This window comes from Lactococcus cremoris subsp. cremoris NBRC 100676, assembly GCF_001591705.1.
In the GTDB taxonomy this organism is placed as follows: domain Bacteria; phylum Bacillota; class Bacilli; order Lactobacillales; family Streptococcaceae; genus Lactococcus; species Lactococcus cremoris.
Map to the genome: position 1 here is coordinate 14710 of NZ_BCVK01000035.1, position 13653 is coordinate 28362.

Consider the following 13653-nt stretch of genomic DNA (forward strand, 5'->3'; position numbering starts at 1 on the left):
TAATTAGTCAACGCTCAAAGCTGGATAAGCTGACTTCACATCGTTTTTGAAGTTTTTCAAAGCCTTATCCTTTGTAATCTTACCATTGGCATAAGGGTTAACAACATCATTAATCCATAGAGATTGGATGTTTTGGTCATATTGCGTTTGATTTTTACCGTTAATATTTTTAGCAACGTTAGAGAAGATTGGGGAGGGATTTTGGCCCCCAAGTAGTGAAACAGAAGCGTCTTTACCCACTGTATCATTTACAGTTTTGACAGAAACAAAATCATTTTGCGTTTTTGCTTCCCATGTTTGGAATGTTTTATCTGTGCTCAAATAAACTGAGAGGGCAGAGGCTGCATCAGAATTTTTTGCACCCTTAACACCAGCTAACCAAGTTCCACCCCAAGAGTAAGAAACTGGTCCAGCAGTCACGCGCCAATCTCCCGCAGTACCTTTAGAGTAATCTTTCAACCAATAAAAAAGTACCCAAGATGGCAAAGCGTAAGTTCCGATTGTGTTATTTGACATTCCTGCGAACCAATCAGCAGATTGAGCAGTTGTATTTTGAGTCAAACCTTTAGAAACAAAATCTTTCATCAGGTCCAGTGAATCCGTCATTGTACTATCAATTTTCAGTTTATTGTCTTTGACCCAACCCGTTTTACGTGCTCCAATAACTGGATTGTAAATTTCTTCAAGTGAGCTAAAGAGATAAGCTTTCCCACCTGATTTATCCTTGATTGTTTGAGCAGTTTTTTCGATTTGTGACCAACTTGAAAGTGCCGTTTGAGCTGCTTTTGTATCGCTTGGTGCAATTCCTAGATATTTTTGGAAAACATTGGTGTTGTAATAATAAGCACCTGGAGCAGCTTGATAAGAAATAGCTACTTGTTGGCCCTTGGCGTTTTTACCCATATCCAATGTATATTTATAGTTGTCTTTGGCAGCTGATGATACACCGTAAGATGCGAGGTCAGTTAATTTGCCAGACTCTACATATTTTTCAACGAAACCTGAATCAAGTGCAACCATGTCTGGTCCTTTACTTGTTCCGATGACTTGGTCAAGTTTAGTTTGAAAGTCGGCATAAGGAATGACAACTTGCTTGATCGTCAGATTTGGTTTAAGTTTTTTCAACTCATCAATCTGTGGTTGTTCGGTCGTGAATGTCCAAAGTGTGATTGTTTGCTTTTTGTTCAAATTAGCACTTGCATCACTTGATTTAGTTCCACTTGCAGATTTTCCACATGCCGCTAATGATACAACGGCAAGAGCGCCTGCGGCAACCAAAGCGAAGCTTTTCCAATTTTTTGCGAGATTCATTTTATTTTCTCCTATTATTATTTTGTTCAATTTTTAATTCAAAGGGGGAGGATGGATATCCCTCCTCATTCCAAATAAAAGCTTGCGGAGCATTGCTCCAGTTATACCTGATTTTTGCATCAGCATTAAGCGATAGGTTTTCAGGGACTTCTAAAATGATTTGTTCCCCAACCTGACGACAGTTTTTCAATTTATAACTATATCCTCCTTGAAAAAGTTCAAAATCCTTATTCTTCTCAATACTAAATTCTTTTCCAAAAGTGTCAAATAAAAGGATAATAGCATTCTTCTGAGTTTGTACAGCGCCCTTGGCAAGCGGCCCTGTACAATAACCATTTGGGAATAATTCAACATTGTCATAAGCGTCTAATAGCTTATGAGCGACATCTTTTTTATTTAGTGGATGTAGGTCATCATCTTCTCCATCTCCGATTGTCACGACCATCGCTGTTCGTGATATCTTGAGACCTTCTTTTTGTTCCTCACGAAGTCCCGCCCAATCTGCCTCTTTTTCAGTCTCACAGTTTGGCAATTGAACATAGAGAAAAGGTAAATTTGGTTGCTTAAAGAGTATTCGCCAACTTTCGATTAATTCACGAAAACGAGTCCCATAAGTCTTTGGCTGACCAGCATCACTTTCACCTTGATACCAGAGAATCGCTACAAACTTTAACTTTTGCAAAGGTGCAATCATGCCATTATATAAACCAGTTACCCGAATTGCTAGTTGATTATTTAGCCATGACTTGATACCCGATAGAATATCTTAAAGTCTCTGGTTCCAGTGATTTAGCTGATTTTAACAGTAAAGAATACGCTAAAAGTATCATCTCTAATTTCAATTGAAAACCTTGAGGCGAACGACTTTTACAACGCTCAGCTCCTAGATTTGTCAAAAAAGAGAAAACTCGCTCAATCACTTTTCTACGTTTTGAAAAATTAGGGAAAAGGATTTTCTTTTGCTTCATGTTCTTCCTGACAGGTGTCATTAGATCAATTCCTTTTAATTTCAGCCTATCATGCAGTGACTGACCTAGATATCCCATATCTCCAAGGACTGTTGGTGTCCCAAATTGACTCAACACTTCCTCGGTCATTGAACTATCAGCCATTGAAGCAGGAGTAATTGTGTAGTCTATGACATAGCCTGATTCACTGACTAAAGCATGACATTTACATCCATAGAAGTACTGTCCCTTTGTAGCATTGTAGCCAACATTTGCATAATCTCCAAGAACTTTGCTTCTGAAATTACGAATAGGCTGACACAAAGGAATGGGGAAGCTGTCAATAATGGATACACTAATTACTTCAACCTCTTTAAAGACGAGTGCTTGGCGAATGACTTGGATACTCGGTAAGAGGGCATTACAACGGCGGACAAAGCGAGAATATTCTAGGAAATTAGGAAATAAACTTTGAGCCAATTGGTGCTTAGCTTTAAGCGTTTCACTAAAATGCAGTACGCCCCATAGGTAACAAGCGATAACTAAGCAATCTGATGTTGCGAGATGGACGTTCTTTCGGTTTTGAACCTCAAGGGAAACACTCGTTTGATAAAGCGTCTCAATGGTTGTCAGTAAATAAACAAAAACTTTTGGAAGTGTGCTATTATAAGTCATATAAGTCGTGCGCTTTCTAATGCTTAGTGGTTTAAGATTAGGATAGCACGACTTATTTATTTTCCAATGAAATTAACTAGCAATTCGGGTATAGATTTAGATAAAAGTATAAATAAATATTAAAAAAAGTACCCAACCTTTCAATTGGGGACTTTTAGTTTTTCAATTATTTTCTCTATAATAAGGCTTCCTATCGAATAATTATTTTGAAAGTCCGTCATAGATTTTGTTTATATTCCATTCCATCATACGATAATAACTATCCCCATTCTCCCCACTTTTTGCTACTGAGTCTGTAAAGATTGTTGAGTAAATTGGGATTTTCGTATCCTTAGATACTGTTTTCATCGGCCGACTATCGACGCTACTCTCTACAAACAAAGATGCAAGCTCTGTGGCTCTTAGTTTTCTCACTAACGTTTTTATTTGTTCTGGGCTTCCTTCTTCTTCGGTATTAATTTCCCAAATATAAGCAGAAGAGATATCATAAGCTTTAGAAAAATATTTGAAGCAGCCTTCGCTTGTCACAATCATTTTTTTATTTTCTGGAATTGAAGCAAATTTTGCTTTAGCTTCCTTATCTAGCTTAGTTAGTTTGTTTATATACTTATTCAAGTTGTTTTGATAAAAATCTTTCTGGTCAGGATCTTTTTTTGATAATTCTTTTTCAATGTTTTGGGCATAGATTATCCCATTTTCTAAATTAAGCCAGGCGTGTGGATCTTCTTTTCCCTCAGTGCTCTTTCCTTCAAGATAGATGATATCAACCCCTCTACTGACTGGAAAGTAGTCTACATTTTCTTTTTTATTTGCATTTTTGACTAATTTTGTAAACCAAGCATTTCCGCCAGTCTCCAAGTTTATTCCATTATAGAAAATTAAATCAGCTCTAGAAGTTTTTTGAACATCATCTGACAAAGGTTCATATTCATGGGTGTCTTTCCCGACAGGAACGATACTGTGCAAATTAATTTTATCTTTGGCAATATTTTTAGTCATGTCTGCCAGTATAGAATTAGTGACCACTACATTTAATTTGTCATCCGCTTTTTTTATAGACTGATTTGTATTTTTAGAACAAGCCACTAAGGAAATAGCTGTCATAATTAGCACAAAAGCAAGTAGAAACTTCTTATGTTTATTTAGCATTAAACTTTAACCTTCTTTCTTATAAAGTTCTGTTTTGGTGAAATTAAAAAACTTACTGCAAATATAATGGCTGAGGTAATCACAATGCTTGAACCGGCCGCAATATTGAAAGTATAACCAATAAATAACCCTAGAACAGATGAGATTGCTCCAATTGAAGATGAAAGAATTAGCATTTTTTCAAACTATTGGTATATAAATAGGCCGTTGCTGCTGGTGTAATCAACATAGCCACAATTAAAATGGTCCCCACACTTTGCATTGCTGTAACCGAAACTAAAGTCAGCAAAACCATCAAAAGATAATGATAAAAATTAACTTTCATACCTATTGCTTTTGCCATTAATGGGTCAAATGAGGTAATTAAAAGTTGCTTAAAGAAAAGAGCAATCACGATTAATACAAAAATGGATACACCGATTGTTAACCATTTGTCTATATCTTGTACTGCTAAGATATTCCCAAAAAGAATATGGAATAAGTCTGTTGAACTATTAGCCACTCCTATCAAAATGATACCTAATGCCAAAAATGAGCTAAACGTAATTCCAATTGCGGTATCCCCTTTAATTAGACTATTATTTTTGATATAAGTAATTATAAGTGATGACAAAAGTCCAAAAGCAATTGCTCCAATAAAGAAATTTATACCTAAAATATAAGAAATGGCCACCCCTGGAAGAACCGCATGAGAGATTGCATCTCCCATCAGTGACATCCCTCTTAAAATAATAAAGCAACCAACTGCTCCCGAAACAATTCCTATCACAACCGCTGTAATCAAGGTATTTTGCAAAAAATGAAACTCGTATAAGCCATTTATAAAATTTTGTATCATCTCAATTTAATCTCCTATAAAAATATTATCCCCATATGCTTTTTTTAAATTTTCGTGAGTAAAGCTCTCTTTAACCTTCCCGTAAGCAATTATTTCCTTATTAAGAATAATCAGTTCATCAAAATAGACTTTCATCTTGCTTAAATCATGATGTACAATTAAAATCAATTTCCCTTGTTCTTTCAAATCTTGAAGAATATCCATAATGATTTTTTCACTTACTGAGTCAATTCCCACAAAGGGTTCATCTAAAAATATATAATCAGCTTCTTGAACCAGACATCTCGCTAATAAAACCCTTTGAAACTGTCCGCCTGATAATTCCCCTATTTGTCGATTTGCATATTCGGATAAATTTACTTTTTCAAGCGCTTGGGCAACTCGCAGCCACTCTTTACTTCCAACTTTTTGAAAGAGTTTCAAGCCTGTATAAGTCCCTAAAGAAACACATTCTTTGACTGTGATTGGAAAAGTAAGGTCAATATTACTTTTTTGCTCCACATAAGCGATATTTTTTAAGAAATTTTTACTTTCCTTTCCTTCAATCAGTACTTTCCCTGAATAAGGAATGATATTTAAAATTGCTTTTATTAAGGTTGATTTACCCGCACCATTTGGGCCAATCATACCGATAATTCCACCAGATTCAAGTTTTAGTTGAACATCTGTCAGTGCTTTATTTTCGCTATAGAATACATTTAAGTGTTCAATTTTTATCATTTAATTCTCTTCATTATATAAATGACCAAGATCTAAATCTTTAGTCTAGTAAAGTCAAAATATTTCATAAAACAATTGTAGCATAGGCTAAAAATATAATCAATATATATTACCTGCGCTATTTTTTAGAACAAATAAAATAATAAGTCATTAATATAGTATCCCTTGCCTGTATTTGATATACTTCATATAAGGATATAATTGTTAAGGAGAGTTTGTGAGGACAAACCTTCTCATTTATAAGACAGTCACAATATTATACATATTACCAAACAAGGAGGGTCTATCTATGACGACTATGGTTTTTGTTAACTTTCCGGTAACGGATATTCAAGCTTCAACAACTTTTTATGAAAAAATTGGTTTCAAAAAAAATCCAAATTTCTCAGATAATCTTGTCAGCTGTATGGTTTGGGATGAAAATTTTTTCATCATGCTTCTTTCTCACGAACGCTATCAAAGTTTTATTGGGGAAAGGAAAATTGCTGATACAAGAACAACAAGCGCTGCGTTGATTTCATTTACATTGCCTAATGCTGATGCAGTTAAAAATTTTGGTAAACTTGCCAGCGAAAATGGTGGAAAATCGATTCATTTGGATGATGGTATCCCTGAAGAAATGATGTATGGTTTAGAAGTACATGATTTAGATGGAAATTGCTTAGAACCTGTTTGGATGAATCCAGAGATGAATAATAATTAGGTTATCCAACCTTTTGATTTCTAAATAAAAATATAAAAAAACAAGAAGTTATCTCTTCTTGTTTTTTGTTAGTTATTTTTAATTATCGAAAAATCCCATTTGAAAAATATAAACAATTTCTTCTCGATTGAAATGATAAAGGGCCAGTTCATCTTTGTAGCCATCTGGAAATAAAACCGCTGAATAATCAAATTCACGTTTAGTTTCTATTTCTATTTGCTTGTGGCCAATAATCATTAACTTTTCTTCTCCGCCAGCAAGCAAAACAACACTACCAAGTGGTAAAAATTCTTTTAAATTTTTATTCATTTGTATTATTTCCTACTTTATCTAATTCTTTCCTAAATATCCTGTGATTTCAATACTTTATTCAATTTTAGATTTTTCAAATTTTAGTATCGGTATCAATCTTTTTATTGTTCATCATTTTAAATAATTATATCATTTCCTCAGTAACAAATCTATAAATGACATAAATAACTTACACAAAAATCAAAATTAAGGAAAAGTAATTTAATTACTTATTATATTTTCATTTTTTATGAGATTTTTTGTAAGTATTATTTGATGACAGATTTAACTTTACTTCTTCCATCACCCACTTTTTTAATGATAATTTGCTGACCAATTGTCGATTTCATCTCTTCTACGTGACTTATGACACCAACCAATCTATTTTTCCCGATTTGTTCAAGAGCTTGCATTGCTTTTTGCAAAGTTTCTTGGTCAAGGGAACCAAAGCCCTCATCGATAAATAAGGCTTCAATCTGAACACCATTTGCAGTATTTTGTACTACCTCACTTAAAGCAAGCGCAATAGATAGGGCCGCAATAAATGTCTCACCACCAGATAAGGTATCAGCTGAACGAGAGGCACCCGTTTCATTATCATAGATGTTAATGTCTAATCCATGATCCATGCGCCGGTTATTTCCTTCTTCAGAAAGTTCAAAGCGATAACGGTTATTTGAGAGTTGATTGATAAAGTGAATATTAGCATAATCAAGAATTTTTTCTAAATAATTTTGCACCACAAAAGTTTCTAGTCTTAATTTATCTTCAGACAATTTTCCTGAAATCGCACCATAAAGTTGGCCAATGGCTTTTCTTTTTTCAAATTGTTTCTCTTGACCTTTCATTAGTTTTCTCACTTCAGAAAGGATTACGATCGCTTGTTGTTCAGCTGTTTCATCAGCTGCTAATTTCTTCTGTAAAGAAAGGTAGAGGTCTGTTTCTTGTTTTTTGCGATTCTCAATCTCTTCAAGATTTGGACGAGCTTTATTTTGAAGTTTTTTATGCAGGCTCTCAATCTCTTGTTCTAATCTTGATTTTTCTGACTTGTATTGTTCGACTTTTTGAGATAGTTCAAGCCACTTATCGTCATTAGCCCATTCCCATAAAACCTGAAAATCTGTAGTCAATGCCTCAGGTTGAAGCAATGTCTTATCAATCTTATCCTGATTATTTTTTATTCGTTCACTTAAATCTATCAACTGAATATTTAAAGATTTAAGATTGGCTTTTTTAGTAGCAACTGATATTTTTATCTCCGAAATTTTAGATGTTAGATCAGCTAAACGCTTTTCAAATAATGCAATTTCCTCTTTGAGTTTATTGCGCTTATCTTGTAAATATTCACTGGTTTGAGTCACAGCTGAATCTCTTATTTCTGTCAGCAAATTTTCTATTTGAGTAGAAAACTCAAGGTAGGTATTTTCAAGTTTTTTTACTTCTTCTTGTAATCCTAAATATTTCCCCTCCAAATCAGTTAATTTTATTTTTAACTGATTATTTTCCGCTTCCTCTTTAATCAAAGCACTTTCCAAATTTTGAATAAGCCCTTCAATGACGAATTCATCAAATGCTGATGGAAAAATATCTGAGTAATTAGAAATAAATTCACGATAGAGAAGCGAGAAATTCTTAATGGCTTGTTCTTTTTCGGCTGATTTCGAGACAAGGTTATTAGTGATTTCAGACGTTAATTGATTTAGCTGCTTATTTTTTTCTAGTAAAGTTGCCAGTAACTTTTGAGATTCATCTATTTCTTTTAGTAAAATTCCTAATTTTTCATAAGAAATATTTTCAATCTCATCTACTGACGGATGCTCTAAGGCACCACAAACAGGACAAGGTTCATTTTCTTCTAATTCCGCCTGAAGTTGAGCAATCATCAAACGGCGTCTTCCCTTTATTTTTTCTTCATGTGCCATTTGAACATCATTTAGATGCTTTTTATTTTCAGATTGTTCCTTCTTTGTACTCTCTAACTTATTACTTAAATCAAGATTTTCCTTTTCTAACCATGAAATCCTTTGAAAATCAGGAAGTAATTTTCCCTGGAAAGTGAGTTTTAATTGATTTATTTCCTCTTTCTTCTCAGAAAAATATGAATCAGAAATGATATTTTCTCTTAGCTTTAATATTTCTTGATTAAATTCAATTAAAACATCTTTTGAATTTTTCAATGATTGTTGAGTCTCTGATTGCTTATTTCTTAGATCAACAATCTTGGCTTGCTTTTTCTCATCTTCAAAAGCCTGTTGAATTTGTGTAATTAAACTTTCGGACTCACTTTTCTGATCATTGATCCTTTGTTGCTGTTCACTTAAATGTTCATTTTCTGTCAGTAAATTTTGCAACAATTTTTCTTCTGTCAATGTTTTAGTAGTCATGTCAGTAATTTTTATCTCTAAATCTTTAGATCTTTTTTTATCTTGTTCGAGTTCATGAAGGCTCTGTTTAAGAGGTTGGGCCCAAGTTAATTCCTCAAAATGTTTCAGATTTTTATTGTAGCTTTGAGACTGTTCAATAATTTTTTCTTGATAATCACTTTCTAATTTACTTAAATTTTTAAAGTCATTATATAAATTTAGTGCAATTTTATATGAATCTTCTAATAAAGTTACTTTTTCTTTTTGTTCTAAGTTTTTGGATATTGTTTCTTCTTTTACTTTCGTCCGTTCTTCTTTAAGAAGAAGCATTTCATTAAATTTTTCATGTTCAGGGACTACTTCTAATCTTTCTAATTCAAAAGAGTTCCAAATTTGAGATTCATAATAACTTTGTAATTTGCGTTCATACTCTGCAAAAATTGCATTTATTTCTGAGTTTTGTAATTTTATGGCATTACTAAAAGCTGTAAATATTGATGTTCCAAATATTTTCTTTAAAATTGATTCTTTTTCTGAAGTTGAAGACTTTAAAAATCTTGAAAAATCATTTTGCGGAAGCAGGATAATTTTTTTGAACTGTTCCGCATTCAAATGTAAGAGTCGCGTTATTTCCTCTCCAACATTTTTAGGGATTGTAGCAATATTTGCTTTTTCAATTCCTGCCACTCTATCAACAATTGCTAATTTGGCAGTTGCTTTAAAAATTGTTGTCCCACTACCTCTTTTTTTAGCAATATTTTGCTCGGGTTTTCGTTCAATTTTATATAATAAGTCCCCCTGTTCAAAATAGAATACAACACTTGTCAAATTATCAGGAGTGGCAAACTGACTTCTCATTTCCTTAGCATCTCTATCTCCTGTTGTTGTGCCAAACAATGCATAGGTCATCGCATCAAATATAGTTGATTTTCCTGCTCCCGTATCACCACTAATTAGAAAAATAGGCGATTCATCTAATAGACGAAAATCAACAATAGATTTCTCATGAGGTCCAAAATAATTCATTTCTAAATATGTAGGTTTCATTATTATTTTTCACCTTCTATTTGTTTGAATGTGTTCTCAATAATTTCTTGCTGCAAGCCGCTTAAAGTCTCACCAGTTGTAACTTCATAAAAATTTGAAAGTATCCCAATATTATCCAAGCTTTCAATATTTTGAGTTTTACTTTTTACTGACGAAATATTTTTAAATTTATAATCCAATTCCACTATGGTTCCATATACTTTTTGAAGTTGGGCACGTAAATTTTGTCCTGCAAGTTTTGCTCTATCAAAGTTTTTTATGGTGATAGCGAACCAAGCTTGATGAATTGGCTGATTTTCGTAAAACTCTCGACTGATTAAGGTATCCCACTCTTCTTCAATAACAACTAAATCCGTTTGGATTTGTAAAGGAATAAACTCAGAGCTGACGGAATCTTGCTGTGTTTCTACAATAAAAACTCCCTTTTGAGTTTTTGCTTCTTTTGTGTTAAATTTTACTGGACTTCCAGAATACTGTACCTTCTCACTGGGTGAAGCAAATCTAGTGTGGATGTGTCCTAAGGCCACATAATCAAACGCTTTAAATTGAATAACATTTAAAGTTGCTAAACCACCCACTTTTGAGGTAGTTTCACTTGTTAAGTTAATCTCTTCTTTATGAGGACTTACCGCAAAATGTGTCACTAAAATTTGCTTTTTGTTTTTATCAAAATGTGTTTGCATTTCAGAAATAACTAAGGTCATTGCTTCATCAATAGTTTTGATTTCTTTTGCTTTTTCCTCGTCCAGACCCTGACTTGAAAAGTATATCCTTGCATCCATCGGATCAAAAAAAGGTAATAAAAATAATTGAACTTGCTCAGTTTCAATTGGAATAAAAGCTTCCTCTAAAGAAGTCCGTAAATGTAATTGATTAAAATCCAACCATTCTTTGGCATAATTTAATCTCTTGGCCCCATCATGATTTCCTGAAATTGCATAAATTGGAAATTTTTCGATGATGTTCATTTCTCTTAACATTTGATTAAAAGTAATAACAGAATCTGCACTTGGAACCGCTCGGTCATACAAATCTCCAGCAATAATTATTCCATCAACTTCATATTCTTTTGCCAGAGAAAGAATTTGTTTAAAGGCATATTTTTGCTCTTCTAATAATGAAAAACCATTTATCGTTCTCCCAATGTGCCAATCTGACGTATGTAAAAACTTCATATTTATCTCCCCAAGTGAATTTAATTATTATTATAACATTATCAAAAAAACTTTAGTTTGTTTGCTACCAGATTGTTATCCTCATCCCTAAAGAAAACAAAAAAGGCTAATTATAGACTAGCCTTTTTCAGAAACTAAAATTATTTTATTTCGCCTTTAATAACTCTTCTTTACTATGAACTAATTGAGTCAAAAAATCACAGTAAGGAGTAGCTATCTGATATTTTTTCCCTTTACGTGAAACTGCACCATTAATGTAATCTATCTCTGTCAAGCGATTATTATTTATCAAATCTTGATACATTGAAGGATAATGTAAGCCAATCGTTTCAGGGTCAAAACATGTCTCAACATGTTCTACAACCTCATCTATATCAAGATTCACCTCCTCATGTTTTGCAACTGCCGCAAATTCTTTGACAATTGTAACAACCATATCGTGAGCAGGTTTTGTTGCTCCCAATCCAGCCATATTAGTATCCAAAATAGTGCAGAGTCCATTCATTGTCCCATTAACGCACGCTTTTCGGTAAATTGAATAATGGATGTTATCAGAATAGTTAGCATTTAATCCTGAAGCAGATAAAATGTTTGCTAGTTTTTTAGCCGTTTCTTCTTCGCCAGGAATGAAATTTTGAAGTTCAACAGAACCATTTCCAAATAGTTTTGCTTTTCCTGGTCCTTCTAAACCTGCAGTCCACATGGTATTCCCAATAAAAATATTATTTTTAGAAACATATTTTTCAATAATATCTTCATGACCAATTCCATTAAGTAAGCAAAGAACTTTTGTATGCTCAGCAATTAAAGGTTTAATGTCCTGAAGCATTTTATCTAACTGCATTGCTTTCGTAAATAAAATAATTAAATCTGTTTTTTCTTCTGATGAAATATTAGATTGTAATTCTACTGATAGATGAGCAGTGATTTCTTCACCATTAAAATTTGCTTGTAGGCCATGTTCTTTAATTGCAGTCACATGTTCAAGCCAACCATCTACAAGGGTCACTTCGTTGCCCCCTTTATGAAGCATAAGTCCAAAACGGCTTCCCATCGCTCCTGCACCGGCAATTGTGATTCTCATTTTATTCTCTCAATCTATATATTTTTCCCCATAAAATAACTGAATTCGTAATTTTAAAACGAGTTCAGTTTAGTAATTTATAGATAACAAATTATTTATAGTTAAAATTGTAGCTTTTTATGAGATAAAAATCAAAGATTCGCTTTAATAATCTTGTAAGAGAATATTCAGAATTTTTTCATTTTTTGAACTATCTACTATTTTGCTTGATCCCAAAGTCGAACATTCTCGATTGCTTCCATCAGTCCTAATTGACGAACTTTACGAGGAAGGAATTTACGAATATCGTCTTCATTATATCCAACTTGTAGACGATAATCATCAATTACTAAAGGACGTCGAAGTAATTTTTCATTTTTTACAATTAAGTCTACAAGCTCATTTAAAGTAAGAGAATCAAAATCAAGAATTTTTGATAATTTTTTATAGGCACTACTTCTTTTGGAAATAATTTCCTCTACTCCACTTTCAGTTAATGAGAGTATTCTTAAAATATCATTTTTAAATAAGCTATTTTCTAAAATACTTACTTCTGTAAATTCTAATTTGTTTGCAATTAACCATTGTCTCATTTTTTACTAGAACTTCACTTCGTTGAAGAAAACAATTTAATCATGACTTTACTTCCTTTTTCGTTTTATTATTTTTTTCTCATTTATACTCATATTATATTAAATTAAATTATTTTTGTCAATATATATTATTATTTCTTTTTCATTTTTTATTATTTATTTATTTTTATTTTATTAAACAGAAAAAGCCATCATAAATGATGACTTTATTTTAATTTTATTATTTTCTTTCCCCAGAAGTTAATGTCTTAAACTTGTGCTTCCATTCATTTTGGAACCATCGATTTTCAAAGGTGTCCGCAAGGAGAGTGTTTCTCTCTGTTTGCTGTTTACTATTTTTGACCACTTTTACTGATATTTTTTTAGACAATTGATTTCCTCCCGTTAGAGATCATAGACGATCATACCGAACTGGTTTCTTCCTACAACTACTTTATAGCTTAAAAAATCTAAAGTTTTAAGAGAATCATTTCATTCTCTTAACAACATTATACCAAAAAAATAACAGCTTATGAAGAAAAAAGCTCTGATTTTCGTTATATTTAATTTATATATCCTTCAAAAATTTGTTTATCAATTAATTTTTTCAATAAAAGTAAAAAAGCCAGCCCTAAGGCTGACTCAATGTTTGTAATTTGAAAAGAATTTCAGAGATGTCAAAGTTGGATAGGCTTTGACTCTCTAATTCTACCGTATTTTAAAGACTTTAACCACTAATTTGTTTGAAAATTTTTATTCATTAATTAAGGTTTATCTTCTTTATTTTTCTTACGCCAGA

General features: G+C 32.6%; 10 protein-coding genes and 3 pseudogenes. 1 reads left to right on the forward strand and 12 read right to left on the reverse strand.

Annotated elements, in window-relative coordinates:
- Positions 1-3: 3 nt before the first annotated feature.
- From LLA01S_RS07430 to LLA01S_RS07455, 6 genes and pseudogenes are all read right to left on the reverse strand, one after another.
- Positions 4-1311 (reverse strand): ABC transporter substrate-binding protein, encoded by a 1308-nt coding sequence (locus LLA01S_RS07430; protein ID WP_061778072.1) that lies wholly within the window; start codon positions 1309-1311, stop codon positions 4-6.
- A 1-nt stretch (position 1312) separates the two neighbouring features.
- Positions 1313-2005, reverse strand: a complete 693-nt coding sequence (locus LLA01S_RS07435) for a sialate O-acetylesterase (RefSeq protein WP_011676310.1) — start codon at positions 2003-2005, stop codon at positions 1313-1315.
- A gap of 37 nt (positions 2006-2042) precedes the next feature.
- Entirely contained in the window at positions 2043-2933 is an 891-nt protein-coding gene (locus LLA01S_RS07440) for an IS982-like element IS982B family transposase (RefSeq protein ID WP_061778073.1), read from the reverse strand.
- A gap of 201 nt (positions 2934-3134) precedes the next feature.
- Positions 3135-4082, reverse strand: coding sequence for a metal ABC transporter substrate-binding protein (locus LLA01S_RS07445; protein WP_015082512.1), 948 nt, complete (start codon positions 4080-4082; stop codon positions 3135-3137).
- Positions 4082-4920 (reverse strand): annotated as a pseudogene (locus LLA01S_RS07450) (metal ABC transporter permease subunit). Before LLA01S_RS07450 ends, LLA01S_RS07445 begins: the two are co-directional and overlap by 1 nt.
- Before the next feature lie 6 nt (positions 4921-4926).
- Positions 4927-5640 carry a metal ABC transporter ATP-binding protein gene (locus LLA01S_RS07455; protein ID WP_061778074.1) on the reverse strand — a complete coding sequence of 238 codons (714 nt, stop codon included), beginning with the start codon at positions 5638-5640 and terminating at the stop codon, positions 4927-4929.
- Positions 5641-5929: 289 nt separating this feature from the next.
- Here LLA01S_RS07455 and LLA01S_RS07460 point away from each other — a divergent pair, with 289 nt between their 5' ends.
- A complete protein-coding gene (locus LLA01S_RS07460; protein WP_011676314.1) occupies positions 5930-6343 on the forward strand; it encodes a VOC family protein in 414 nt (137 codons plus the stop codon).
- A gap of 78 nt (positions 6344-6421) precedes the next feature.
- Here LLA01S_RS07460 and LLA01S_RS07465 read toward each other — a convergent pair whose 3' ends face one another.
- The 6 genes and pseudogenes from LLA01S_RS07465 to LLA01S_RS07485 form a co-directional block, all read right to left on the reverse strand.
- Entirely contained in the window at positions 6422-6652 is a 231-nt protein-coding gene (locus LLA01S_RS07465; protein WP_011676315.1) for a DUF4176 domain-containing protein, read from the reverse strand.
- Between the two features lie 251 nt (positions 6653-6903).
- Positions 6904-8529, reverse strand: a pseudogene (locus LLA01S_RS13650) (SbcC/MukB-like Walker B domain-containing protein); the annotation flags it as partial.
- Positions 8530-9891: 1362 nt separating this feature from the next.
- Positions 9892-10044 (reverse strand): annotated as a pseudogene (locus LLA01S_RS13720) (AAA family ATPase); the annotation flags it as partial.
- Positions 10045-10046: 2 nt separating this feature from the next.
- Complete coding sequence (locus LLA01S_RS07475) at positions 10047-11219, reverse strand: metallophosphoesterase family protein (protein ID WP_015082517.1); 1173 nt, start codon at positions 11217-11219, stop codon at positions 10047-10049.
- Positions 11220-11364: 145 nt separating this feature from the next.
- A complete protein-coding gene (locus LLA01S_RS07480) occupies positions 11365-12303 on the reverse strand; it encodes a 2-dehydropantoate 2-reductase (RefSeq protein ID WP_011676318.1) in 939 nt (312 codons plus the stop codon).
- 197 nt (positions 12304-12500) lie between these two features.
- On the reverse strand, positions 12501-12875 hold the full coding sequence (locus LLA01S_RS07485; RefSeq protein ID WP_011676319.1) for a Spx/MgsR family RNA polymerase-binding regulatory protein: 375 nt from the start codon (positions 12873-12875) through the stop codon (positions 12501-12503).
- Between the last annotated feature and the right edge of the window lie 778 nt (positions 12876-13653).

Bases quoted from the DNA above. Each gene is read 5' to 3' on its own strand.
- LLA01S_RS07465 (WP_011676315.1), bottom strand. From the start codon at position 6,652: ATGAATAAAAATTTAAAAGAATTTTTACCACTTGGTAGTGTTGTTTTG.
- LLA01S_RS07440 (WP_061778073.1), bottom strand. From the start codon at position 2,933: ATGACTTATAATAGCACACTTCCAAAAGTTTTTGTTTATTTACTGACA.
- LLA01S_RS07460 (WP_011676314.1), top strand. From the start codon at position 5,930: ATGACGACTATGGTTTTTGTTAACTTTCCGGTAACGGATATTCAAGCT.
- LLA01S_RS07480 (WP_011676318.1), bottom strand. From the start codon at position 12,303: ATGAGAATCACAATTGCCGGTGCAGGAGCGATGGGAAGCCGTTTTGGA.
- LLA01S_RS07445 (WP_015082512.1), bottom strand. From the start codon at position 4,082: ATGCTAAATAAACATAAGAAGTTTCTACTTGCTTTTGTGCTAATTATG.
- LLA01S_RS07435 (WP_011676310.1), bottom strand. From the start codon at position 2,005: ATGATTGCACCTTTGCAAAAGTTAAAGTTTGTAGCGATTCTCTGGTAT.
- LLA01S_RS07430 (WP_061778072.1), bottom strand. From the start codon at position 1,311: ATGAATCTCGCAAAAAATTGGAAAAGCTTCGCTTTGGTTGCCGCAGGC.
- LLA01S_RS07475 (WP_015082517.1), bottom strand. From the start codon at position 11,219: ATGAAGTTTTTACATACGTCAGATTGGCACATTGGGAGAACGATAAAT.
- LLA01S_RS07455 (WP_061778074.1), bottom strand. From the start codon at position 5,640: ATGATAAAAATTGAACACTTAAATGTATTCTATAGCGAAAATAAAGCA.
- LLA01S_RS07485 (WP_011676319.1), bottom strand. From the start codon at position 12,875: ATGAGACAATGGTTAATTGCAAACAAATTAGAATTTACAGAAGTAAGT.